Source organism: Pseudomonas sp. 102515 (assembly GCF_031085165.1).
Taxonomy (GTDB): Bacteria; Pseudomonadota; Gammaproteobacteria; order Pseudomonadales; family Pseudomonadaceae; genus Chryseomonas.
In genome coordinates, this window is the sequence record NZ_JAVHTY010000002.1 from 815,164 (window position 1) to 837,125 (window position 21,962).

The following is a 21,962-nucleotide window of genomic DNA, read 5'->3' on the forward strand; positions in this document are numbered from 1 at the left end:
TGGTAGCGGTGCCGCTGGTCTTCAAGCATGGTTTTCGCAAGAGGTTCGGGTATAAACCGCAGGCGGCATTTTGCCGTCATCTTTCCGACCTCTTTCCTTGAGGACACACCATGCGAATTAGCGTACGCCAGGCCGTGCTGGGCCTCCTCCTGCTGGGCTCCAGCGTGCTCGGTCAGGTCCAGGCCGGTGAACCCATCCGCGTCCTGTTCGTGGGCAACAGCTACACCTTCGTCAACGACCTGCCGGCGATGGTCCGTCAAATGTCTGTCGACGCCGGCCAGCCGCGCCCGCTGGACGTCAAGCATGTGACCTTCAGTGGTGCCAGCCTCGAGGAGCACTGGAAGCGCCACGACGTGCAGGACGAGTTGGCCAAGGCCAACTACGACTACGTGGTGATCCAGGATCACAGCATGATGCCGGTGAAGAATCCGGATCTCACCCGTCAGTACGTGCGCCTGATCGCCGACCTGGCGCGCAAGGACGGCGCCCAGCCGATCCTTTACCTGACCTGGGCCCGGCAGAACAACCCGACGATGCAGGCGCAGCTGGACAGCGTCTACACCCCCCTGGCCAAGGAGACCGGCGCGCTGCTGGCCCCGGTGGGCCAGGCCTGGCAGAAGGCCCTGGCCGATCAGCCGCCGCCCGGGCTGTTCCTGCCCGACGGCAGCCACCCGTCCTTCACCGGCACCTACCTGACCGCCTCGGTGTTCTATGCGCTGATCTACGGCACCCGTCCGCCGCTGCCGGCCGCCAGCGAGAAGATCAAGTTCGATCACGCCGACCCCGCCGATCTGCAACAGGACGCCTGGAAGGCCCTGCAGTCCCTCGACATGGCCCTGCGCACGCCGCCGGCCAAGCTGAACGTAGCCAGCGTCCAGGCCAAGCGCTGATGCGGGACCGCCCCTGCGCGACCAGGTGTCGCGCAGGGGCAGGCAACCCGGCTGTTTTCCGCCCGCCGTTCTTGTAAAGCCCCGCCGCACCCCCCAACTCTTTTACACTTACCGGTCCAAGCGACCGCCGTCGAAAGAGTTTCATGACCGATACCCCCTCCGTTGCCCGTCTCGCCGCCAACCTGGATCAGGCCTTCAACGCCGATCGCCATCGCCTGAGGCGCCAGCTCCAGGCCCTGCAGAAACAACCCGATCCGGTCCGCGAAGCCCAGTGGCTGGAGCGTTTCCAGGCGTCCTGCGCCAAGGTCGAGGCGCGACGTGCCAGTGTGCCACGCATCCGTTACGACGACGCCCTGCCGATCGCCGCCAAGCGCGAGGAGATCAAGCGCGCCATCGCCGGCCATCAGGTGGTGGTGATCGCCGGCGAGACCGGCTCGGGCAAGACCACCCAGCTGCCCAAGATCTGTCTGGAACTGGGCAGGGGCGTGCAGGGGCTGATCGGCCATACCCAGCCCCGCCGGCTGGCGGCGCGCAGCGTGGGCGCCCGGGTGGCGGAGGAACTGGGTTCGCCGTTGGGTGAACTGGTGGGCTATCAGGTGCGGTTCGAGGATCAGAGCACCGATGCCACCCTGATCAAGCTGATGACCGACGGCATCCTGCTGGCCGAGACCCAGCACGACCGCTTTCTCGAGCGCTACGATACGATCATCGTCGACGAGGCCCACGAGCGCAGTCTCAACATCGATTTCCTGCTGGGCTTCCTCAAGACCCTGCTGCCGCGTCGCCCCGATCTCAAGCTGATCATCACCTCGGCCACCATCGACCTGGAGCGCTTCGCCCGGCACTTCGACGGCGCGCCCATCGTCGAGGTGTCCGGGCGGACCTATCCGGTGGAGACCTGGTACCGCCCGCTCAGCGCCGAGGTGGACGAAGACGGCGAACGGCTGGTGGACGATCTCTCGGTGGACCAGGGCATCCTCCAGGCGCTGGACGAGATCGAGGCGCACGAGCGCAGCGTCGGTCAGCGCCCGGGCGATGTGCTGGTGTTCCTCCCCGGCGAGCGCGAGATCCGCGATTGCGCCGAGGTCCTGCGCAAGGCCCAGCTGAAATTCACCGAGGTGCTGCCACTCTATGCGCGACTGACGCCGACCGAGCAGCAGAAGATCTTCCAGCCGCGCCCCGGGCGCAAGATCGTGCTGGCGACCAACGTCGCCGAGACCTCGCTGACCGTGCCGGGTATCCGCTACGTGATCGACAGCGGGACCGCGCGCATCAGTCGCTACAGCTATCGCGCCAAGGTCCAGCGGCTGCCCATCGAAGCCATTTCCCAGGCCAGCGCCAACCAGCGCAAGGGTCGTTGCGGGCGGGTCGAGCCGGGCATCTGCATTCGCCTCTTCAGTGAAGAAGACTTCCTCGGTCGACCGACCTTTACCGATCCGGAGATCCTGCGCACCAACCTGGCGGCGGTGATCCTGCAGATGCTGCATCTGCGCCTGGGTCGCATCGAAGACTTCCCCTTCATCGAGCCGCCGGATGGCAAGGCGATCAAGGACGGCTTCACCCTGTTGCAGGAGCTCTCGGCGGTCGATGTCGAAGGCCGGCTGCTGCCCCTGGGCCGGCAGCTGGCGCGCCTGCCCGTCGATCCGCGCCTGGGGCGCATGCTGCTGGAGGCGACCGAGCAGGGCAGTCTCGCCGAGGTGCTGATCGTCACCAGCGCGCTGTCGGTGCAGGACCCGCGCGAGCGTCCGGCGGATCGCCAGACCCAGGCCGATCAGGCCCATGCCCAGTGGAAGGACCCGGATTCGGACTTCGCCGCCCTGGTCAATCTCTGGCATGGTTTCGAAGAGCAGCGCCAGGCGCTGGGTTCCAATGCCCTGCGCAGCTGGTGCCGCAAGCACTTCCTCAACTACCTGCGCCTGCGCGAATGGCGCGATGCCCATCGCCAGCTGACCCTGTTGTGCCGCGAACTGGGGCTCCAGGCGCGCAAGGCCGACAGCCCGGCGCCGGCACCGGCGGACGTCGGTAACAAACCCGCGCCGACCACCGACAAGCACGTCAATGCCAAGGCGCAGCAACAGGCCGAGGCCAGCGAGGCGGCGGTGCGTGCCCGCGGCTACGCGGCGCTGCACAAGGCCATTCTCGCCGGCCTGCTCAGCCAGATCGGCCAGAAGAGCGAGGATGGCGACTACCTGGGCGCTCGCCAGCGGCGCTTCTGGATCCATCCCAGCAGCGTCATCGGCCGCAAGAAACCCACCTGGATCATGGCCGCGGAGCTGATGGAGACCACCAAGCTGTTCGCCCGCATGGTGGCCAAGATCGAACCGGACTGGATCGAGCCGGTGGCGGGCCACCTGGTCAAGAAGACCCATCTGGAGCCGCATTGGGAGAAGAAGCGCGGCCAGGTGGTGGCCTATGAACAGGTCACCCTCTATGGCCTGATCGTGGTCGGCCGCCGCCCGGTGCATTTCGGCCCCATAGATCCGCCCGCCGCTCGCGAGCTCTTCATCCGCGAAGGCCTGGTGCGCGGCGAGATCAACAGCCGCGCCAAATGCCTGGCCGCCAACCGGGCGCTGCTGGAGCGGCTGGACGAGCTGGAAGCCAAGGCGCGGCGCCGCGACATCCTCGCCGACGAGGAGACGCTGTTCGACTACTACGCCGCGCGCCTGCCGGCGGACGTCTACCAGACCGCCACCTTCGACAGCTGGTACCGCCGCGAGAGCGCCAAGCGGCCCGAGCTGCTGATCATGCGTGAGGAAGACGTCCTCGCCCGCGAAGCCAGCGAGGTCACCGCTGCCCAATACCCGGACACGCTGCGCCTGGGCGAGCTGACCCTGCCGCTGTCCTATGAATTCGACCCGACCCATCCGCGTGACGGCGTCACCCTGCGAGTGCCGGCGCCGCTGTTGCCGCAGCTGCCGCCCCAGCGCCTCGACTGGCTGGTGCCGGGACTCCTCTATGATCGCTGCGTGGCCCTGGTGCGCAACCTGCCCAAGGCCTTGCGCAAGAACTTCGTGCCGGTGCCGGATTTCGTTCGTGCGGCGCTGGACAAGATCCCCTTCGGCGAGGGCTCGCTGCACGAGGCCCTGGGGCGCGAACTGCAGCGCATGACCGGCGCCCGTATTCCCGACGAGGCCTGGCCGCAGGCCGAAGCCGGCCTGGATCCGCACCTGCGCATGAATCTCGAGGTGGTCGATGCCCAGGGCAAGCCGCTGGGCGAGGGGCGTGACCTGGCCGAGGTGACGGCGCGCTTCGCCCAGGAAAGCCAGGCGGCCCTGGCCCTGCCGACGCAGAAACGCCAGGAGCAGCGCCCGGTGGAGGCCAAGGCCTTCGCCGAGGTGGCGGCCAAGACCCAGCAGCAGGTGGCCGGGCTGTCGATGACGGTCTATCCGGCGCTGGTGGACGAGCAGGGTACGGTGCGCGAAGGCCGCTTCGCCACCCAGGCCGAAGCCCGCTATCAGCACCGCCGCGCCCTGCAGCGACTGCTGCTGCAGCAACTGGCGGAACAGGCCAAGTTCCTGCGCGGCAAGTTGCCCGGGCTCACCGAGCTGGGCCTGCTGCACCGCGAATTGGGACGTCCGGAAGCATTGGTGGAGGACATCCTGCTGGCCAGCCTGGACGCCGCCATCCTCGCCGACGAGACCGAACTGCCCCGCGATGGCGCCGGTCTGGCCTCGTTGGCCGAGCGGCGCAAGGCCGGCTGGACCGAACAGGCCGAACGGATCGCGCGCCTGGCCCTGGAGATCCTCAAGCTCTGGCATGGCCTGCAGAAGAAATTCAAGGGTCGCATTGACCTGGCCCAGGCAGTGGCCCTGAACGACATCAAGGCGCAACTGGCCAGCCTGGTCCATCCCGGTTTCGTCCGGGATACGCCGCTGGAATGGCTCAAGGAGTATCCACGCTACCTGAAGGCCATCGAGCAGCGCTTCGACAAGCTCGGCAGCCAGGTGCAGCGCGATCGCGTCTGGAGCGGCGAACTGGCCGGGCTCTGGGAGCAGTACCGCGCCCGCGCCGCCAAGCACGGCCAGGAGGGCAAGCGCGACGCCAATCTGGAGCTCTATCGCTGGATGCTGGAAGAGTATCGGGTATCGCTCTGGGCCCAGCAGCTGGGCACGCGGATGCCGGTGTCGGACAAGCGGCTGAACAAGCAGTGGAGTCAGGTAGAGGCCTAGCACGGTCATCCATCGGAACCACTCCAGGTCGGGGCCGGCCGCTGGCATAGTGAGCCATGACCCAGGCCAGTTTTCGCTTCCACGGCGCCCTCGAACGCTTCCTGGCCCCGATCCATAGAGGCGGGGTGATCCGGGTCGAGTGCGCCGCAGTGGCGAGCGTCAAACACCAGATCGAAGCGCTCGGCGTGCCCCATACCGAGGTGGGTCGGCTGCTGATCAATGGGCAGCCCGCTGCGCTGACGCAGCGTCTGGCAGACGGTGACCAAGTCGTCGTCCATCCTGCCCAGGCCAACCTTTCCGGTGAATCCGCTCCCGGCCATCCGGGATCAGCGCGTCCGCGCTTCGTCGCCGATGCGCACCTCGGCGCTTTGGCGCGGCGCCTGCGCATGGCGGGTTTCGATACGCTTTACGACAACGCCTATGCCGATCCTGCCCTGGCCGATCTCGCCCGGCGCGAGGCGCGTGTCCTGCTGACCCGGGATCGCGGATTGCTCAAGCGGCGGCAGGTGCTCTACGGCTGCTATATCCATGCCGTGCACCCGGAGGCGCAACTGCAGGAGCTCTACCAGCGCCTGGGTCTGCGCCCTTGGGCGTTGCCCTTTTCCCGCTGCCTGGCCTGCAACTCGAGTCTACAGGCGGTCACTCTGGCGGAGGTTGCCGACCGGCTGCCCCCGCGCGTACGGGAACGCCACCGGCATTTTCTGCACCGTCCGCACTGCGACAAGCTGTTCTGGGAAGGCAGTCACTGGCGCGCGATGCGTGAACGTCTGGCGCGGGTCTAGGGCGGCAGCACCTGGCGCAGCGATCCGCCCACATCCGGCAGGTCCATCTCGATACGCCGCCACCAGGCTTCCGCGAAGCTGTAGAGGGCGAAGGCGATCAGGCCCAGGCCTACCACCGACAGGACCAGTCCGCCGAAGGGCAGATTCTGCAGGCCGTTCAGGGCGTCCTTCATGCCCGGCGGATGCAGTGCCTGGTAGCGTGAGCCGCTGATCACCAGCAGGACGGCGATCTCGACGAAAGCCACGCCCCGGGCGATCAGGCCGAAGCGACCGATGGGCCGGAACAGTCGCAGCTGTTCCGGACTGGCTTCCAGATAACGCTCGAAGCTGGCCTTCCAGCCCTTCACGAAATGGGCGAGGCCTACGCCCAGGGGGATCAGCGCGGCGACGTAGACCAGCAGATTGGAATAGCGCCAGCCGAGGATCGTCTGCAGCAGATCGTTGGTTTCCCCACCCGAACCACCGCCCTGGCGCAGACCGCTGACCAGCAGGCCCAGGGCGAAGAAGGCCAGGGCGCCGTAGGTGATGCCGCCCACCAGCAGGCCGGCGCGGATCACCAGGCCCTTGGGTTTGCGGCCATGGTCATCGACATCGCGCACGGCCTGGAGGATGCGCCAGGCCGCGAAGGCCACCAGGCCGACCACCACCAGGCCGACCAGGAAATGCCCGAAGGGCTGGGCGAGCAGGGCCTGCAGGCTGTCATGGCTGTCCGCCGGCTGGCCGGAGCCGCGCGCGGCCAGCAGCGCCAGGACGCCGATGATGAGATAGACGAGACCACGGGCGGCATAGCCGCCGCGGGCCAGGAGGGTGAGTCCGGTACGGGTGCGCATCTGTTATGTCCTGTTACATCCTGCCCTGTACTGACCGGCGGTTCGCGTGCGGGTTCTCGCGGGCGGACAGGCGCACCGGGGTGCTGGCGGGACACTGCGTTAGGGCTTAGGCTCGCACCCTTTGCCCCGGCGACCGGTTCATGGACAAGACTCGACTGCTCATTCTCATTCTTCAGGCACTGGAAGCCGACCGCGAGGTCATCAGCCAGCAGCTCGCGGCCAGCCACGAGGCGGCCACCCACAGCGAAAGCAAGGCCGAGAACAAGTACGACACCCGCGGCCTGGAAGCGGCCTATCTGGCGGATGGTCAACGCCGTCGCCTGCACGAGATCGAGCTGGCCCTGGCGGCCTACCGGGCGCTGACACCCGGGGCCATGAATGACGGCATTCGCGTCGGCGCCCTGGTCGAGTTGACCACCGCGACGGCCAATCGCTGGCTGTTCCTCGGCCCGGATGCGGCAGGACTCAAGGTCAGGCTGGATGGCCAGGAGGTGCTGGTGATCTCGCCGCGCGCGCCCCTGGGCCAGGCATTGCTGGGCCGGGAGGAGGGGGATGAGGTGGCGGTGACGGTGGACGGCAAGGTGCACCGGCAGGAGATCCTGGCGGTGATTTGAACGTCAGGCTGCTCCAGGGACCACCGTAGGTTGGGTTGAGCACAGCGAAGCCCAACAGGCCTGGCTTCGGTGCTGCTCCTGTTGGTCTTCGACGATGGAGCCGTCTCAACCCAACCTACGATCCTCTGCGACCAGAGGCTCAGGCTTCAACGCCCTCCACCGACCGGTTGGCCCTGGGCGGTGCTGCCTCTTGCTTTTCCTGCTCGGGCCGATGCTGATCCAGCCAGGCGCGGCCTTGGTTCTGGGCCTCGTCGACCTTCTTGTTCAGCTCGTCGAGGGTCCCGCCCAGGGTTTCCCTCGCCTGTTCGCGGGCGGCTTCTTCCACCTTGGTGGCGAAGCTGTCTGCTGCCTTCTCGGCGCTGTCGCAGCCGCCGAGGCCGAGCAGCAGGAGGATGCCGGTAAGACCGAGGATGGCTTTGGTAGTCATGATCGTCCGCTCCTTCACGAAGGCTTGTTCAAGGGGCCGCGCGGCTCATGACCGGCAGCGGTGGGCTTGGCCTCGCTGCGGGTCTTGTACAGCGACACCAGCACGCCACCAGCCAGCAGACCCAGGGTCACGCTCAGGGAAATCGCCGGCGGGATCTTGCCGATGATGCCCACCAGGAAGATCTTGCAGCCGATGAACACCAGCACCAGCGCCAGGGCGTACTTGAGGTAAGCGAAGCGGTGGATCATCGCGGCGAGGGCGAAGTACAGCGCGCGCAGGCCCAGGATGGCGAAAACGTTGGAGGTGTAGACGATGAAGGGGTCCTGGGTGATGGCGAAGATCGCCGGCACGCTGTCCACCGCGAACACCAGGTCGGCGCACTCGATCACGATCAGCGCCAGGAACATCGGGGTCACCCAGAGCACCGTCTTGCCGCTGGGATCGGGCTGGCGCACGAAGAAGTGCTGGCCGTGCAACTCATCGGTCACCCGCAGCTTCTTGCGCAGGAATTTGATGAAGACGTTGTCGTCGAGCTTGGGCTCCTCGTCCACCTTGGCGAACAGCATCTTGACCCCGGTGATCACCAGGAAGGCGCCAAAGACATAGAGGATCCAGTCGAACCGATGGATCAGGGCGGCGCCCAGGCCGATCATGATGGCGCGCAGCACGATCACCCCGAGAATGCCCCAGAACAGCACCCGGTGCTGGTATTCCCGCGGGATGGCGAAGAAGCCGAAGATCACCGCCATGAGGAAGACGTTGTCCATGGACAGCGACTTCTCGATGAGGAAACCGGTGACGTAGTCGAGACTGGCGTCGGCGCCCTTGAGTTGCCAGACGAAGAGGGCGAATAGCAGGCCCGCGGTGATGTAGCCCGCGGACAGCAGCAGGCTCTCCTTGACCGCGATGGGCTTGTTCTCCTTGTGGAGGACACCCAGGTCGAAGGCCAGCAGGGCGATGACGACGGCGAAGAAGGTCAGCCACATCCAGGTGGCGGTGCCGAGGAAGTCGGCGAAGAAGAATGCATGCAGGGCGTTCATGAGCCCCTCCTTAGTCAAGTTGCAAGACTATGACTCGACATGGCGGCACATACCGTCAGAGGGGCCCGGGTCACCAGCACAGGATTTCGAACTCGCGCACGTTCGGCAAGGACTGCAGTTTTACAAAATGCAACCGCTCTGGCTCAGGCCTCTCGGGAGGAATGATGGCCGGTGATCAGCCAGCGGCCCTCGATCTGTTCGAAGGTGAAGAGGAAGCGCGCGGGCACGTTGATGACCTGTTCGCCGTCGCGATAGTGGAAGACATAGAGACCGCCGACCACCACGGTGCTTAGCTTGCTGCTGACCCTCTTCTTGAAGATCTGCACATCGCACACCAGCCCGTCGTTGGCGAAGAAGTTGCGAAAGTACTCCCGGCGGCTTTCCTCGTTGTCCCGTACCTCGTTGGAAAGCGTAGGCACCAGGATGGCGTCCGCTGCATAGAGGGCCAGAATGGCTTCCACGTCGCGGGTGCCGACGGTCGCCGCCCAGGTGTACAGGGCGGCCTTGGCTCCGGCCAGGCAGGCGATCCCTTCATTGGAGCGAGCAGGCGCATGGGCAGGACAGGCAACGGACATAGCGTTATCCTCGAGCGAACATGGCATTGTTATAATATAACAATGCCACTGAGCAGGTACGTGGCATGGCCAGACCGCTAGAGGATGATGCCGGCCGAGGTGGTCCGGGTCCTGACGGGAGGCGTCGCCGTCGGCAGCCGGCGACGGCAGAGGCGGACTACTCAGCGATTCTCGATCTTCGAGCGCAGCGGTATCTCTTCGCGGGAGTCGGTCTGGCTCACCGGCTGGCCGACCATCTCTTCATAGACCGCTGGCTGGGCGATGAACAGGCGCACATCCTTGACGTCGTCGAGGATACGCCGGGCTTCTTCCACCGAGGCCACGTGCAGGGTCGCGCCCTTGTCATCGGCGACAGGTACCGAGGTGCCTTCCACCAGCGCATGGATGACGTAGGAGCCGCCTTCCATGGACACCAGGTTGACTTCCTCTACCGCGCCGGCCTTGATCTGCTGATTCAGCTCTTTGACATTCATCGACACACCTCGGTTATCACGCTAACGAGCCCTGCGCAGCGGCAGGGGGAGATAGGGATTCGAGGCGGGAGCGGGGCTGGGAGTTCCGGTCACTGCCATTGCCGTACCGCCTCGTGAAGGGTGGCGCGCATTTCCTCAGCGAAAGCCAGAGCCAGGGTGCCCGCCGGGCGGTGATCCGCCAGCAGCAGGTAGCTGGTGAAGCGGATCGCCGGCTGGAAAGGCCGCCAGTCCAGACCGGCATGGAGATAGTCCTGAGCCACCAGCGGGCTGACGATGCTGACGCCCAGACCAAGGCCGACCATGGCACAGATGGTGGCGGCATAGGGCGTCTCCAGATTCAATCGGCGTCGCTCCACGGGCTCTTGAAAATGGCGGTCGATGCGCGTGCGAGCGCTGTCGCCCGGAACCAGCGAGATAAATTCCTCGCCGGCCAGATCCGCGGGCGTCACCCGCTCCAGCTGGCCCAGGCCATGGCCACGCGGGAAGACGCAGACGCCAGGCACGTCGCTGAGCAGCTCCGCCGTGATCCCCGGCAATTGTTCGCCTACATAGGATGCAAGTCCCAGATCACAGAACTGCGAGGCTGCCCAGTGCGCCACCGTCGGCGAATCGCTGGTGTGGATGGTGATGGCGGCGTGTGGATAACGCTCGCGAAAGCGCTGCACGACCCGAGGTAGCAGGGTGAGTGACAGCGAGGGTACCGCGGCCAGGCGCAGGCGCCCGGTACCGCCCTGGGCGATGGCACGCGCCGAGGCTTGCAGGCTGTCCAGACCGACGAAGGCGCGCTCGACATCGCGGAACAGCGCCGTGCCTTCTTCGGTGGGCAGCAGGCGGCCGGCGATACGCTCGAACAAGCGGAAACTGCAGCTGCGTTCCAGCTGGGCAATCAGCCGGCTGCTATTGGGTTGCGAGGTATGCAGGGCCTCGGCCGCTGCGGTCATGGAGCCAGACAGCATGGTCGCGCGAAAAGCCTCCACCTGTTTCATGTTCATTCGCCTACCCCATATCAGATCCGTATGGCTGCCTAGCGTATTGGCATTTGCCAGCATGGCGCCATAAGTCTTACAAAAGAACCAAGGCGCGATGAACGCCAGGCACCGACGACCCACGCTGCATCTTCCGATCTGCCCTCATAGTTCTGTCTCCGGCTGCTGCCGGCGGTAGTCACCTTTCTTCTAGGAGGCAACATGTCGTATCGCGCGTCTTTCGCGGCCGTTCTGGCGCTCGGCGTTTTCAGCTTCGCTCAGGCTGCCCCCTTGCCGACCGTGCCCGCCGCGCTCACCGAGGCCGGCCTGCTGCGCGCCGGGGTACGCTGCGATCAGCCTCCCTATGGCTATCAGGACACCAACGGCGATTTCGCCGGCGTGGAGGTGGAGATGTCCCGGCAGATTGCCGAGTGGGCCCTGGGTTCGCGGGACAAGGTGAGCTTTACCTGTGTGACCGCCGAGAATCGCGTGCCGCAGCTGCTCGGCCGCAAGGTAGACATGTTGATCGCTACCCTCGGGTTGACCCCGGAGCGGCAGCGGGTAATCGATTTCTCCACCCCCTACCGCTGGGGTGCCAGCGATGTACTGGTGCGCAAGGACAGCGGCATCGATTCTATCGCCGCCCTCCGGGGCAAGACCCTGGCGACGCTCAAAGGCTCGGTACAGGCCAAGTGGTTCGAGGACCATGAGCCGGAGGTCAAGACGCTGCGCATGAACAGCGCCGCCGACGCCTTGCAGACCTTTCGCCAGGGCCGGGTCGATGCCTATACCCATGATGGCGCGACCCTGGTGGTGGTGACCGCCCATGACGATAGCGTCCGGCTGGTGGGTGAGCCTTTCCAGATTTCCGATGCGGCCATTGGCGTGCGCAAGAACGAGGCGCAATGGCGTGACTATCTCAGCGCCGCCGTGGCGCGGATGCACGAGGAACACCTGTTTCGCCCTTGGGTGGAGCGACTGGTCCCGGAAAACATTCGCAGCTACTACCTGAGCGTATTCGAAGAGCCGCGTCCCGCAGAGAGCCACTAGGAGCGCGGCCATGGACTTCGACCTCGACTATCTCATGGCCCAGTGGCCGGCGTTGCTCGACGGCCTGATGATGACGCTCAAGGTTTCGCTGCTGGCGATCGGACTGTCTCTGGTGATAGGCGTCGTCGGCGGCGCGGTGCGGCTGTTTCGCGTCCCGCTGCTGGCACAGCTGACCACCCTCTATGTCGAGGTGATCCGCAATACGCCGATCCTGGTACAGCTGTTTTTCATCTTCTACGGCCTGCCTGCGGTAGGTCTGGGCCTGTCACTGTTCTGGTCGGGAGTGCTTTGTCTGTCGCTCTGGGCCGGTGCCTATCAGGTCGAGAATCTGCGTGGCGGCCTGGCGACGGTGGAGCGGGGCATGCGCGAGGCGAGTCTGGCGCTCAATCTCAAACCCTGGCAGTACTTCTGCCTGATCGCCTTGCCCATCGCCGTGCGCACGGCCTTGCCGGCGGTGCTCAATACCGCCATCTCGCTGCTGAAGAACTCTTCCTACCTGCAGGCGATCGGGTTGACCGAGCTGACCTTTGTCGCGGTGGATCGCATTGCCACGGATTTCCGCGCCCTGGAGATGTTCAGCGCCATCTGTGTGCTCTACCTGGGGCTGGTAGCGGTGCTCGCGCTGGCAACCCAGCGGTTGTCGGCTCATTTGCAACGGCCGTTCCGGCAGTGAGGCGCCCATGAGTTTCTTTCTGGAAAACTGGAATTTCGTGGTCAAGGGCCTGCTGATGACCCTGCAGCTGGCGCTGGTCGTGCTGCTCTTCACCACTCTGGTTTCGGTGGTGTTCGGGGTGCTGGCTACCTTGCCCCAGCGCTGGCTGGGCTGGTTGATCCATGGCTATGTGGAGCTGTTCCGCTCGATCCCGTTGATCGTCAACGTCTTCTTCATCTTCTTTGGCGCGCCCCTGCTCGGGCTGGATCTGTCGCCCTTCGCCGCGGTCACCACTGGCCTGACCCTCTGGGGCAGCGCCAACGGTATTGAAATCGTCCGTGGTGGCTTGCTGTCAGTACCCCGGCACCAGTGGAAGAGTGCCTGGGCACTGGGTCTGCCGCGTTGGCGTATCTACCTGCATATCCTGGGGCCGCAGTCGCTCAAAGCCATCCTGCCGGCCTACACCGGGCTGCTCACCCTGCTGGTCCAGGCCACCTCCCTGGGCGCGCTGGTCGGAGTGGGCGAGTTCCTCAAGACCGGTCAGACCCTGATCGAGCGCACCACCATGATGACCGGCGCCAGTCCCGCCTTCACCGTCTACGGCACGGTGCTGCTCGTCTATTTCGTCATCTGCTCGCTGCTCAGCTGGCTCAGCCGCTACCTCGAGCGGCGCCTGGGTCGTCCGCTGACCCGTAATCCATCCTAGAGAGGCATCCCATGCAAGAATCCAAGGTCAGCCGTCGGCTCCGAGAGGCCACCGCGCCCGAGGTCTGCGACTTCATCTACGCGCCGCGCCTCGCCGGTTTCGCCGAAGGCTTTCCCTATCTGGGCGACGTCAACAAGGCCCATGTGGTGATGCTTGCCGAGCAGGGACTCATCGACCGCGCCCAGGCTGCAGCCCTGGCCCGCGGTATCCTCGAACTGGAGACGGCAGGCCCGGGGGCGGTGCCCCTGGATCCGCTGCGCGAGGATGCCTACTTCAATTACGAGGCCGCGCTGATCGAGCGCCTGGGCGCGGATATCGGCGGTCGCCTGCACATCGGTCGCAGCCGCAACGACATCCTCGCCACCCTCGACCGCCTGCGGGCGCGGGATGTTCTCGCCGAGGTGCTGGAGACGCTGCAACAGGTCCGTACGACTGCCCTGGAGGGCGCGGAGCGCCATGCCACCACGGTGATGCCGGGACATACCCATTTGCAGCCGGCGCAGCCGATCACCTATGGCTTCTATCTGGCCGGCGTGGCCCAGGCGCTGGAGCGGGACAGCCTGCGCCTGGCCGCAACCCTCGACAGCATGAATCAGAGTCCGCTGGGGGCAGCGGCCTTCGCCGGCACCCCCTTCGCCATCGACCGGGCGCGCACCGCCGATCTGCTGGGTTTCGACGGCTACCTGGACAACGCCTTGGACGCTGTGGCCTCGCGGGATTTCATCCTCGAAGGCCTGTCCCATCTGAGCCTGCTGGCGGTGTTCTGGAGTCGGGTAGCCCAGGATTATTTCGTCTGGGCTACCCATGAATTCGGTCTGGTGGAATTTCCCGACAGCGTCGCCGGCACCTCCAGCATCATGCCGCAGAAGAAGAATCCGGTCGTGTTGGAATACCTCAAGGGCCGCAGTGGCCATATCGCCGGACTGCTGATGGCTGCCACCATGACGGTCAAGGGCACCCACTTCAGCCACAGCGGTGACGCCAATCGCGAAGGCACCCGCGGATTCTGGGAGGCCGCGGAAGAAACCCTGCGTTGCTTGCGGCTCCTGGACCTGGTGCTGCGCACGGCTGAACCGGATGCCGTGCGTGGGCTGGAGCGCAGCGCCCTGGATTTCTCCACGGCCACGGGTCTGGCCGACCTCATCGTGCGCGACGGCAGGCTGTCGTTTCGCGAGGCGCATCATGTCGTTGGAGCCGTGGTGCGGCAGGCGCTGGATGCAGGTCTGCCGGCTCGCGCTATCGACGGCGCCATGCTGGACCAGGCTGCCCAGGCGGTGATTGGGCGGCCCCTGGGGCTGGATGCTGCCCGGGTCAGCGAAAGCCTGGACCCCACTGCCAACGTCGCCTCGCGGCAATCGCCGGGAGGTCCCGCCGAGCCTGCGCTCATGCGGACCCTGGCGGCTGCGCGGGCACGTCTTACCCTGGAGCGGGAGCGGCAGGAGGCCCGGCGTACGCGGCAGGCGCAGAGTCAGGCGCGCCTGGATGCCAGCCTGCGGGCGCTGACCCAGTGAGCACGCTGCTGAAAGTACGGGGGTTGACCAAGAGCTTTGGCGAGCAGCAGATCGTCCGCGGCGTGGACCTCGACGTCACGGCCGGTGAGGTGGTGGTAGTAATAGGTCCCAGCGGCTCGGGCAAGTCGACGCTCATCCGTTGCCTCAACAGCCTGGAGGAGCCCTCGGCCGGTACCGTGGAGCTGGACGGTGTACCGGTGCATGCCGGCGACCGTCGCGCCCTGGCGACCCTTCGCCAGAAGGTGGGAATGGTATTCCAGGACTACACCCTGTTCCCGCACCTTTCGGTGCTACGCAACCTGACCCTGGCGCCCGTCAAGCTGGGGCGCCTCAGCGCCGCCGAGGCCGATCGCCAGGCGCGGGCGTTGCTGGAACGGGTAGGACTGGCGCATAAGGCCGATGCCTATCCGGCGGAGCTGTCCGGCGGCCAACAACAGCGAGTAGCCATCGTTCGGGCATTGGCCCTGCAGCCGCAACTTCTGCTGTTTGACGAACCAACCTCGGCACTGGATCCGGAGACCGTCAACGAGGTGTTGGCGATCATGAAGGATCTGGCGCGCGAGGGCATGACCATGATCGTGGTGACCCACGAGATGGGTTTCGCCCGTGAGGTGGCGGACCGGGTGCTGTTCTTCGACGGTGGACGCATCCTGGAGAGCGGCGCACCGGCGCAGCTGTTCGGCGCGCCACAGGAGCCACGCACCCGACAGTTCCTTGCCAACGTGCTGCACTAGTACCCCGTCATTTCCAGGTAGCCCACTCCTTTGGCGCTGCCCTCCACCCTGACCGGACCTTCCCAGTAGGGCGTGCCCAGGGCCATCCAGGCATCGGGGTTGATCGCCGTGATATGCAGATCCAGCTGCTGCCCCGGCAGGGTGATGGACCAGCGTACCGGCACCTCGCGTCCGGCGACCCTGTGGGTGGACTCCGGTGCCAGGCGGATATCGCCGGGATGCAGGGGCTGGTTGTGGCCGTCGGCGCCGATCAGGTTGCCGAACAGATAGTGCTGGCCGTCGGCCTGGCGCAGGCGATAGAGCATCAGCTGGCGACCATCGTCCAGGTGCAGGGAAAACCAGTCCCAGCCGAGCTGGTTCGTGGCCAGGTGCTGGCTACTCCATTCGCGATCCAGCCAGGCCAGGCCCTTGACCGGCACGCGCCGGCCTTCGATCTGCAGTTCGCCCTGGGCCTGGAAGAAGGGCTGGCTGTAGTAGTAGGACGCCTGGCCGCTGGCGGATTTGCGGCTGACCCCGCCTTCCCCCTGGAGCACCAGCGGGCCGTTGGCGGCGAGTTCCAGCCGATAGGCGAAGCCCGGGCCTTGCGCCTGGACCTGCGCCCGACCGGCCAGGTCACCGGCGAGGCGCCAGTCGTCGATCCAGGCGGCGAAGGGCGCGGCCGTGACCCCGGCCTGGCCGATCCCGCCGCGGCCCTGGGTCTGGGCGGAGAACTGGCGGGTCTCGCTGGTGAGACCGGCATGGCCCAGCCACAGGTTGCCGTTGCTCCAGCCGGGTTGGTCGGCGCCGGGTCGCAGGGCGTTGCGGAACAGCGTCCATTGCACGCCGTAGCGGTGGCCCTCGGCATCGCTGAGATTGGCGGTGACGTACCACCATTCGATGCGGAAATCCGGGTGGGCGCCGTGATCGGCCGGAAAGCTGAAGACCTTGCCCGGCACGACCGGAGCGAAGTTCTCGCTGCCCTGGCCGAGCCCGGCGAAGCCCTCGGACGGCGGCTGCTGATCGCAACCGGTGAGCAGCAGGAGTGCGACCAGCAGGACCCTAGCGTTCATTACTGAGTTCTCGCAGCAGATCCAGCGGTTGACTGCGCTGCAGCCGAATCAGGGGCCAGGCGGCGGCCAGCAGGGCCGCCAGCAGGGCAATGACGGAGAGTGCCAGCAACTGGCCCGGAAAGACCTGCAGTGGCAGTCGCCAGCCGAAGGCCTGGACGTTCACCACCGCCACCAGGCACCAGGCGAGCAGGATACCCAGCGGGATGGCCAGCGCCAGGGTCAGCAGGGCGAGCCCCAGCAACTGGCCCAGACTGAGCAGGATCAGCCGCGGCCGTTCGATGCCCAGCGCCCAGAGCGGCGCGAGCTGGCCGAGACGTCGTTGCGCCTGGCCGAGCAGGGCGATGAACAGGGCGAGACCGGCCACCGCCAGGGTCAGGGCATTGAGCGCCGCGGTGGCGCTGAAGGTGCGCTCGAAGACCTGATCGGCGTAGCGCCGCAGCTGACCCTGGTCGATGGAGTGACTGGCGTCCAGCCCGAAGCGCTGCTGCAGTTCGCTGCGCAGGGCCTCTACCTGCGCAGGCGCCATGCGGATGACGAGGCGCACCGGGGTGGCTTCCGGCCATAGCGCCCGTAGCCGCGCCTGGGACAACAGCAGGTGGCCACGCGGATTGCCATAGTCGGCATAGGTGGCGAGCACCGGGGCGGACCAGCGACCCTGGCTGCCCCGCAGCTCCACCCGTTGCCCCTTGACCACCCCCAGGCGACGGGCCAGTTGCTCGCTGAGCATCAGGCCATCACCGGCGAAGAACGGCGTCCAGGCCTCGTCACCGGCATCGAGCAGCGGCCAGTGTCGACGATAGAGATCAGCGTCCAGGATACCGCTCAGGGTGGACGGCTGGCCTTGAATCCCCGTCTCCAGTTCGTACACCGGCAGTACCGCGCGCACGCTGGGTTGTCGGGGCAGCCAGTCGAGCAGGGCCGGGGCCTGGGTGGCATCCTGCGGGCGCACGTAGAGTTCGGCGGCCAGGCGCTGGTCGAGCCAGCCATCGAAGGTGCGGCGAAAACCCTCGGTCATGCTGCCGGCGCCGACATTGGCCGCCAGCGCCAGCAGCAGCGCCATCAGCGCCTGGGACAGCCCGGGCAGCTGCTGGCGAGCGTCGGCCAGGAACCAGCGCGAAAGGGGGCGCCGGGCCTGCCTGAGGAGCAGATCCAGCAAGGCGCTCAGCAGCGGTGGCAGCGCCAGGGCCGCCGCCAGCAGCAGACAGCCGAGCAACGCCAGGCCGCTGGCCAGGCTGTTGCCACCCAGCCATAGGGCCAACGCCGCCAGGCCCACCAAAAAGGCACCCACCGCCTGGCGACGGAGCCAACGGCCATGGGCGGCGCGCCAGGCCTCGCCCTGGGCCAGTGCCAGCAGCGGTAGCCGCGCCGCGCGCCACAGACCGTCGGCACCGGCCAGCAGCGCACCGCCCAGGCTGAGGCCGAGTCCGGCCAGCCACCAGGCTGGACGCAGGGTCAGGTTGCCGGCGATCTCGGCCCCATAGAGGCCGCGCAGGCTGGCCGCCACATCGGGCAGCAACAGCGCTGCCAGAAGATAGCCACTGGCAACCCCCAGGGCACCCGCCACCAGGGCGATCAGCGCCAGTTCCAGGGTCAGCGCCAGCACCAGGGTCGCCGCCGACAGACCACCGGCGCGCAGGGTACGCAGCAGCGCACGGCGCTGTTCCAGCGCCAGACCGGTCGCGGCATGGACGATGAACAGGCCGACGGCAAAGGCCAGCAGGCCGAGCGCCAGCAGGTTGAGATGGAAGCTGTCGGTCAGGCGGTCCAGCTCGGCGCCTTGGTCGTTCTCCACCCGTTGCAGGCTGACACCGTCAAAGGTGGGCAGGGCACGCTGGAAGGTCCTTGGCAGGATCAGCCGGGAGAGCTGGTCTGGCGCATCCAGCAGACGCTGGGCCTGGCCGATGTCCATCACCAGGGTGCCAGGCGCCAGGCCGGGTCGCGGCTGTAGCGGTGGCAGCGCCAGGCCATCGGCGCGATGCAGCACCTCACCGGCCCGGAGCCGCCATTCACGCAGCGTTTCCGGCGCGATCCAGGTGGTCCCGGCCGGACTGAGAAAGTCGAACAGGGCCTCAGGCGGTGCGCTGGCCGCCACGCCCCGATCACTGGGCAGACTGACCGGTTCGATGCCCAGCAGCGGCAGGGCGCCCTCGCGCTCGGCCAGGGTCAGGCGCCCCTGCAGGACGGGCGACACCGGCCAGCCCTGGCGGCGCAGCTCGACGAACAGCGCCTGGGGAAAGTGCTTGCCGTCACGGGCTTCCAGACTCGACTGGTCGGCGCCGAAGAGGGCGCTGGCCTGGGCATAGCTCTGGCGGGCCTGGGCATTGAGCGCCAGCACCCCGGTCAGCAGCGCGGTCGCCAGCCACAGGCCGGCGACCAGGCCGGCCAGCTGCAGGGGATGCCGCCGCCAATGACTGACCAGGCTGTGCAGACTCCAGTAAAGCAGCCTCATGGCTGGCCCACGGCTGCGCCGCCGAGGCGTCCGCGCTCCAGCTGCAGGGTGCGATCGAGATGACTGGCGATGCGCGCGCTGTGGGTCACCATCAGCAGGCTGCTGCCGGTCTCGGCGACCAGTTCCAGCAACAGGGCCAGGGCCTGGTCGCCACTGGCCTCGTCGAGATTGCCGGTGGGTTCGTCGGCGAGCAGCAGGGGTGGGCGGGAGGCGAGGGCACGTCCCAGGGCCACGCGCTGCTGCTGGCCGCCGGAGAGCTGTTCCGGATAGCGTTCCAGCACGGCGGTCAGGCCCAGGCGCTCGGCCAGCTCGGCTTGCCAGCGCGGATCATGGCGCCCGGCCAGTCGTGCCTGGAAGGCGAGATTGTCCGCCACCGTCAGACTGGCGATCAGATTGAATTGCTGAAAGATCAGCCCGATGCCCTCGCGGCGCCAGGCGGCCAGGGCCCGCTCGTTGAGGTTGCCGAGTGCCTGGCCGGCGGCCTGGATATGGCCTCGGTCAGGTCGGTCGAGACCGGCGACTAGGTGCAGCAGGGTGCTCTTGCCACTGCCGGATTCGCCCATGAGCGCCAGACTCTCGCCCCGCGCCAGGCTGAGGTCCAGGCCGCACAGGACCGGCAGCGGGCCCTGGGGCGTCGGATAACTCTTGTGCAGATCGGTGATGGTCAGCATCGCGCCTCCAGCGCCGGTCGTGGTCTGCAATCGACCGGGCGCGGGCGGCGACGTTCAGCGCGGTCAGCGGCGCTTGGCCTTGCCCTTGCCGGCTTTTTCGTCTTCCTCGCGCTGCAGGCGCTCGCACTTGCGCACCATGGTCAGATAGTACACGGCGCTGCCGGCGAACAGGATGATGGGCAGTGCCAGGGACATCTCCAGCAGGCTGCCGGGGAAGGCGCTGGGCACCCAATGGTGATAGAGCAGAATGCCGATCGCCAGCAGCACCGAGTACAGCAGGCCGTAGCCGCCGGCCTTGCGCGATTCGCGGGCGAGGTCGAGGGGCGGGCGATTCAGATCGTTGGGCTCGAACATGGAGGTCTCTGGCAGGCACTGAAGAAGGCGCTAGTCTAGCGCCTGGACTCGCGCCGGTCGCCACTGCTCGGGCACGTCGGACAAGACGTCGCAGGGGTCGCCCGCCGCTCGTTCACGCGATGTTCAGGCAGACATAAGCTTGAAATCTTATCCTTTGCAGCCATTTAGAGGCCTGACGATGGCAAGCGAGCAGGTCTCCTTGTAAGCTCGATCAGTTATTTGAACGCGCACAATGCGCACGGATAAGGAATCAACATGAAACAGTATCGGTTGGCAGCAGCGGTGGCCCTGGTGGGTCTGGTTCTGAGCGGCTGCGACTCCAAGCCCAAGGTCGAGCTGGAAAGCCCGGCCCAGAAGGCGTCCTACGGCATCGGCCTGAACATGGGCAAGAGCCTGGCCCAGGAAGGCATCGACGACCTGGATCCCAAGGCCGTCGCCCTGGGTATCGAGGACGCCGTCGGCAAGAAGGACCAGAAGCTGACCGATCAGCAGCTGACCGAAGCCTTCGCCGCCCTGCAGAAGCGCGCCGAAGAGAAGATGACCAAGGTCAGCGAAGACAACGCCAAGGCCGGCAAGAAGTTTCTCGAAGAGAACGGCAAGAAGCCTGGCGTGATCACAACCGCCTCCGGCCTGCAGTACGAAGTGGTCAAGAAGGCAGACGGCCCGCAGCCCAAGCCCACCGATGTGGTCACCGTGCACTACGAGGGCAAGCTGGTCGACGGCACCGTGTTCGACAGCTCCATCAAGCGTGGCACCCCGATCGACCTGCCGGTCAACGGCGTGATTCCGGGTTGGGTCGAGGCGCTGCAACTGATGCACGTCGGCGAGAAGATCAAGCTGTACATCCCCTCCGAGCTGGCCTACGGTGCCCAGAGCCCGAGCCCGGCGATCCCGGCCAACTCCGTGCTCGTGTTCGACCTGGAACTGCTCGGCATCAAGGACGCCGCTGCCGCGGACGCCGAAGACGCTCCGGCCGCTCCCGCCGCCGAGGCGCCGGCCGCTGCCGAAAAGGCCCCGGCCAAGAAGTAAGCTGCTCCCGCTGTGCCAGACGCCCTGCCTTGCAGGGCGTTTTACATTGGGCCGCGGGAAACCCTGACGCAGCGGTGCGATCCAAGTTAGGGCGCAAAGACCTGTGCCAAACGGGTCCCTGCATTCTGTCCTCTCCTGCATGAGGTACCCATGAAGCCGCCGAAGAATTTTGATCGCTACCTTGGTATCGCCCAGCGGCTGCTGATCCGTGGGCGACTGCCAGCCCTGTTGCTGGGTGTAGCACGCAAGACCAGCAAGCGCGGGCTCAAGCTGGGCGAGGCCCGCGAGACCCTCGGTCTGTTTCACCAGCTACTCCTGGCCTGGTGGCGCGGCCAGTACCGCGGGGTGAGCCGCAAGACGCTGTTGACCGTGGCCGGTGGCCTGGTGTACTTCCTCCTGCCCATCGATCTCATTCCCGACTGGGTGCCCATGTTCGGTCTGCTCGACGACCTTGCGGTCCTGGCCTGGGTCGGCAAGGCCTGCAGCGATGAACTGGACGGCTTTCGGGCCTGGCGCGCCAACCGCACCGCGAGTCAGCAGGCGGCCCTGGCCGCGCTGCCCGACAAGCACGAGCGGCCGGCGCCCGGCGTGGTCCTCGATCAATTGCGGGATTGAGCGATTTGAGCGTACGCATCAGTCGGCAGCACTGGCTGGCCTTGCTGGATGAACTGGAGAGCGCGCGGCGCAGCCGCAGCCTGCTGACCTACCGCTCGGTGATCGAACGGCTGGGGCTGCCCCAGCCGGCCATGGTGACCCTGACCACGGCGCTGGAATACCTGGCCGCCCTCGATCGGCGCGCGGGGCGGCCGCTGCGTAGTGCCCTGGTGGTCAGCCAGAGTGGCACCCGTATCCCGCGTGAAGGCTTCTTCGACTGTGCCTTGCGCCTGGGTGCCCTGGAAGGCTCGCCACCCGTCACCGACGCCATCAGTTGGCATGCGGCCGAGGTGACCCGGGTGTTCGATCACCACTATCCCGACCATCGCCAGGAATAG

General features: G+C 66.6%; 22 protein-coding genes. 12 read left to right on the forward strand and 10 right to left on the reverse strand.

Annotation, left to right across the window (positions count from 1 at the left end; translation table 11 throughout):
• Nucleotides 1-110: 110 nt before the first annotated feature.
• From RCF34_RS10845 to RCF34_RS10855, 3 genes are all read left to right on the forward strand, one after another.
• Nucleotides 111-890, forward strand: coding sequence for an SGNH/GDSL hydrolase family protein (locus RCF34_RS10845; protein WP_308708154.1), 780 nt, complete (start codon nt 111-113; stop codon nt 888-890).
• Between the two features lie 143 nt (nt 891-1,033).
• Nucleotides 1,034-5,059: an ATP-dependent RNA helicase HrpA gene (gene hrpA, locus RCF34_RS10850; protein ID WP_308708155.1), complete on the forward strand. Its 4,026-nt coding sequence runs from the start codon at nt 1,034-1,036 to the stop codon at nt 5,057-5,059.
• 56 nt (nt 5,060-5,115) lie between these two features.
• Complete coding sequence (locus RCF34_RS10855) at nt 5,116-5,841, forward strand: Mut7-C RNAse domain-containing protein (RefSeq protein WP_308708156.1); 726 nt, start codon at nt 5,116-5,118, stop codon at nt 5,839-5,841.
• Here the strand turns inward: RCF34_RS10855 and RCF34_RS10860 are convergent.
• Nucleotides 5,838-6,671 (reverse strand): DUF1206 domain-containing protein, encoded by an 834-nt coding sequence (locus RCF34_RS10860; protein ID WP_308708157.1) that lies wholly within the window; start codon nt 6,669-6,671, stop codon nt 5,838-5,840. The two genes, RCF34_RS10855 and RCF34_RS10860, sit on opposite strands and share 4 nt — an antisense overlap.
• A 140-nt stretch (nt 6,672-6,811) precedes the next feature.
• On the opposite strand from RCF34_RS10860, the gene RCF34_RS10865 reads away from it, so the two are divergent.
• Nucleotides 6,812-7,285 (forward strand): GreA/GreB family elongation factor, encoded by a 474-nt coding sequence (locus RCF34_RS10865; RefSeq protein ID WP_308708159.1) that lies wholly within the window; start codon nt 6,812-6,814, stop codon nt 7,283-7,285.
• Nucleotides 7,286-7,424: 139 nt separating this feature from the next.
• Here RCF34_RS10865 and RCF34_RS10870 read toward each other — a convergent pair whose 3' ends face one another.
• The 5 genes from RCF34_RS10870 to RCF34_RS10890 form a co-directional block, all read right to left on the reverse strand.
• Nucleotides 7,425-7,712, reverse strand: a complete 288-nt coding sequence (locus RCF34_RS10870) for a hypothetical protein (RefSeq protein WP_308708160.1) — start codon at nt 7,710-7,712, stop codon at nt 7,425-7,427.
• 14 nt (nt 7,713-7,726) lie between these two features.
• Nucleotides 7,727-8,752, reverse strand: a complete 1,026-nt coding sequence (locus RCF34_RS10875) for a TerC family protein (RefSeq protein ID WP_308708161.1) — start codon at nt 8,750-8,752, stop codon at nt 7,727-7,729.
• A 143-nt stretch (nt 8,753-8,895) separates the two neighbouring features.
• Complete coding sequence (locus RCF34_RS10880) at nt 8,896-9,327, reverse strand: DUF4440 domain-containing protein (protein ID WP_308708162.1); 432 nt, start codon at nt 9,325-9,327, stop codon at nt 8,896-8,898.
• A gap of 161 nt (nt 9,328-9,488) precedes the next feature.
• Complete coding sequence (locus RCF34_RS10885; protein WP_308708163.1) at nt 9,489-9,800, reverse strand: DUF6482 family protein; 312 nt, start codon at nt 9,798-9,800, stop codon at nt 9,489-9,491.
• 89 nt (nt 9,801-9,889) lie between these two features.
• Nucleotides 9,890-10,792, reverse strand: coding sequence for a LysR substrate-binding domain-containing protein (locus RCF34_RS10890; protein ID WP_308708164.1), 903 nt, complete (start codon nt 10,790-10,792; stop codon nt 9,890-9,892).
• A gap of 195 nt (nt 10,793-10,987) precedes the next feature.
• Here RCF34_RS10890 and RCF34_RS10895 point away from each other — a divergent pair, with 195 nt between their 5' ends.
• Genes RCF34_RS10895 through RCF34_RS10915 form a run of 5 tightly spaced genes read left to right on the forward strand, consistent with a single transcriptional unit; the run spans nt 10,988 to nt 15,418 of the window.
• Nucleotides 10,988-11,815 carry a transporter substrate-binding domain-containing protein gene (locus RCF34_RS10895; protein WP_308708165.1) on the forward strand — a complete coding sequence of 276 codons (828 nt, stop codon included), beginning with the start codon at nt 10,988-10,990 and terminating at the stop codon, nt 11,813-11,815.
• Between the two features lie 10 nt (nt 11,816-11,825).
• Nucleotides 11,826-12,488: an amino acid ABC transporter permease gene (locus tag RCF34_RS10900; RefSeq protein WP_308708166.1), complete on the forward strand. Its 663-nt coding sequence runs from the start codon at nt 11,826-11,828 to the stop codon at nt 12,486-12,488.
• Between the two features lie 7 nt (nt 12,489-12,495).
• A complete protein-coding gene (locus RCF34_RS10905; RefSeq protein WP_308708167.1) occupies nt 12,496-13,173 on the forward strand; it encodes an amino acid ABC transporter permease in 678 nt (225 codons plus the stop codon).
• Nucleotides 13,174-13,184: 11 nt separating this feature from the next.
• Nucleotides 13,185-14,684 (forward strand): argininosuccinate lyase, encoded by a 1,500-nt coding sequence (argH, locus tag RCF34_RS10910; protein WP_308708168.1) that lies wholly within the window; start codon nt 13,185-13,187, stop codon nt 14,682-14,684.
• A complete protein-coding gene (locus RCF34_RS10915; RefSeq protein WP_308708169.1) occupies nt 14,681-15,418 on the forward strand; it encodes an amino acid ABC transporter ATP-binding protein in 738 nt (245 codons plus the stop codon). The genes argH and RCF34_RS10915 overlap by 4 nt, the downstream gene beginning before the upstream one ends.
• Here RCF34_RS10915 and RCF34_RS10920 read toward each other — a convergent pair.
• The 4 genes from RCF34_RS10920 to RCF34_RS10935 all read right to left on the reverse strand — a co-directional run bounded on the left by RCF34_RS10920 (nt 15,415) and on the right by RCF34_RS10935 (nt 19,941).
• Nucleotides 15,415-16,467, reverse strand: a complete 1,053-nt coding sequence (locus RCF34_RS10920; RefSeq protein WP_308708170.1) for a lipocalin-like domain-containing protein — start codon at nt 16,465-16,467, stop codon at nt 15,415-15,417. The two genes, RCF34_RS10915 and RCF34_RS10920, sit on opposite strands and share 4 nt — an antisense overlap.
• Entirely contained in the window at nt 16,457-18,916 is a 2,460-nt protein-coding gene (locus RCF34_RS10925; RefSeq protein ID WP_308708171.1) for an FtsX-like permease family protein, read from the reverse strand. Before RCF34_RS10925 ends, RCF34_RS10920 begins: the two co-directional genes overlap by 11 nt.
• Nucleotides 18,913-19,587: an ABC transporter ATP-binding protein gene (locus tag RCF34_RS10930; RefSeq protein WP_308708172.1), complete on the reverse strand. Its 675-nt coding sequence runs from the start codon at nt 19,585-19,587 to the stop codon at nt 18,913-18,915. The genes RCF34_RS10925 and RCF34_RS10930 overlap by 4 nt, the downstream gene beginning before the upstream one ends.
• A 63-nt stretch (nt 19,588-19,650) precedes the next feature.
• Complete coding sequence (locus tag RCF34_RS10935; protein WP_183630413.1) at nt 19,651-19,941, reverse strand: hypothetical protein; 291 nt, start codon at nt 19,939-19,941, stop codon at nt 19,651-19,653.
• 255 nt (nt 19,942-20,196) lie between these two features.
• Between RCF34_RS10935 and RCF34_RS10940 the strand changes: the two genes are divergently transcribed.
• The 3 genes from RCF34_RS10940 to RCF34_RS10950 all read left to right on the forward strand — a co-directional run bounded on the left by RCF34_RS10940 (nt 20,197) and on the right by RCF34_RS10950 (nt 21,962).
• The gene (locus RCF34_RS10940) at nt 20,197-20,970 is read left to right on the forward strand and encodes an FKBP-type peptidyl-prolyl cis-trans isomerase (RefSeq protein WP_007162159.1); all 774 of its coding nucleotides are present in this window, start codon (nt 20,197-20,199) and stop codon (nt 20,968-20,970) included.
• Nucleotides 20,971-21,120: 150 nt separating this feature from the next.
• Nucleotides 21,121-21,585 (forward strand): DUF1232 domain-containing protein, encoded by a 465-nt coding sequence (locus tag RCF34_RS10945; RefSeq protein WP_308708173.1) that lies wholly within the window; start codon nt 21,121-21,123, stop codon nt 21,583-21,585.
• Between the two features lie 5 nt (nt 21,586-21,590).
• Nucleotides 21,591-21,962, forward strand: coding sequence for a hypothetical protein (locus tag RCF34_RS10950; RefSeq protein ID WP_308708174.1), 372 nt, complete (start codon nt 21,591-21,593; stop codon nt 21,960-21,962).

What these genes read in the sequence shown, in the direction of transcription:
- RCF34_RS10845 (WP_308708154.1), top strand. Translation starts at nt 111, where the DNA reads ATGCGAATTAGCGTACGCCAGGCCGTGCTGGGCCTCCTCCTGCTGGGC.
- hrpA (WP_308708155.1), top strand. Translation starts at nt 1,034, where the DNA reads ATGACCGATACCCCCTCCGTTGCCCGTCTCGCCGCCAACCTGGATCAG.
- RCF34_RS10855 (WP_308708156.1), top strand. Translation starts at nt 5,116, where the DNA reads ATGACCCAGGCCAGTTTTCGCTTCCACGGCGCCCTCGAACGCTTCCTG.
- RCF34_RS10860 (WP_308708157.1), bottom strand. Translation starts at nt 6,671, where the DNA reads ATGCGCACCCGTACCGGACTCACCCTCCTGGCCCGCGGCGGCTATGCC.
- RCF34_RS10865 (WP_308708159.1), top strand. Translation starts at nt 6,812, where the DNA reads ATGGACAAGACTCGACTGCTCATTCTCATTCTTCAGGCACTGGAAGCC.
- RCF34_RS10870 (WP_308708160.1), bottom strand. Translation starts at nt 7,712, where the DNA reads ATGACTACCAAAGCCATCCTCGGTCTTACCGGCATCCTCCTGCTGCTC.
- RCF34_RS10875 (WP_308708161.1), bottom strand. Translation starts at nt 8,752, where the DNA reads ATGAACGCCCTGCATGCATTCTTCTTCGCCGACTTCCTCGGCACCGCC.
- RCF34_RS10880 (WP_308708162.1), bottom strand. Translation starts at nt 9,327, where the DNA reads ATGTCCGTTGCCTGTCCTGCCCATGCGCCTGCTCGCTCCAATGAAGGG.
- RCF34_RS10885 (WP_308708163.1), bottom strand. Translation starts at nt 9,800, where the DNA reads ATGAATGTCAAAGAGCTGAATCAGCAGATCAAGGCCGGCGCGGTAGAG.
- RCF34_RS10890 (WP_308708164.1), bottom strand. Translation starts at nt 10,792, where the DNA reads ATGAACATGAAACAGGTGGAGGCTTTTCGCGCGACCATGCTGTCTGGC.
- RCF34_RS10895 (WP_308708165.1), top strand. Translation starts at nt 10,988, where the DNA reads ATGTCGTATCGCGCGTCTTTCGCGGCCGTTCTGGCGCTCGGCGTTTTC.
- RCF34_RS10900 (WP_308708166.1), top strand. Translation starts at nt 11,826, where the DNA reads ATGGACTTCGACCTCGACTATCTCATGGCCCAGTGGCCGGCGTTGCTC.
- RCF34_RS10905 (WP_308708167.1), top strand. Translation starts at nt 12,496, where the DNA reads ATGAGTTTCTTTCTGGAAAACTGGAATTTCGTGGTCAAGGGCCTGCTG.
- argH (WP_308708168.1), top strand. Translation starts at nt 13,185, where the DNA reads ATGCAAGAATCCAAGGTCAGCCGTCGGCTCCGAGAGGCCACCGCGCCC.
- RCF34_RS10920 (WP_308708170.1), bottom strand. Translation starts at nt 16,467, where the DNA reads ATGAACGCTAGGGTCCTGCTGGTCGCACTCCTGCTGCTCACCGGTTGC.
- RCF34_RS10925 (WP_308708171.1), bottom strand. Translation starts at nt 18,916, where the DNA reads ATGAGGCTGCTTTACTGGAGTCTGCACAGCCTGGTCAGTCATTGGCGG.
- RCF34_RS10930 (WP_308708172.1), bottom strand. Translation starts at nt 19,587, where the DNA reads ATGCTGACCATCACCGATCTGCACAAGAGTTATCCGACGCCCCAGGGC.
- RCF34_RS10935 (WP_183630413.1), bottom strand. Translation starts at nt 19,941, where the DNA reads ATGTTCGAGCCCAACGATCTGAATCGCCCGCCCCTCGACCTCGCCCGC.
- RCF34_RS10940 (WP_007162159.1), top strand. Translation starts at nt 20,197, where the DNA reads ATGAAACAGTATCGGTTGGCAGCAGCGGTGGCCCTGGTGGGTCTGGTT.
- RCF34_RS10945 (WP_308708173.1), top strand. Translation starts at nt 21,121, where the DNA reads ATGAAGCCGCCGAAGAATTTTGATCGCTACCTTGGTATCGCCCAGCGG.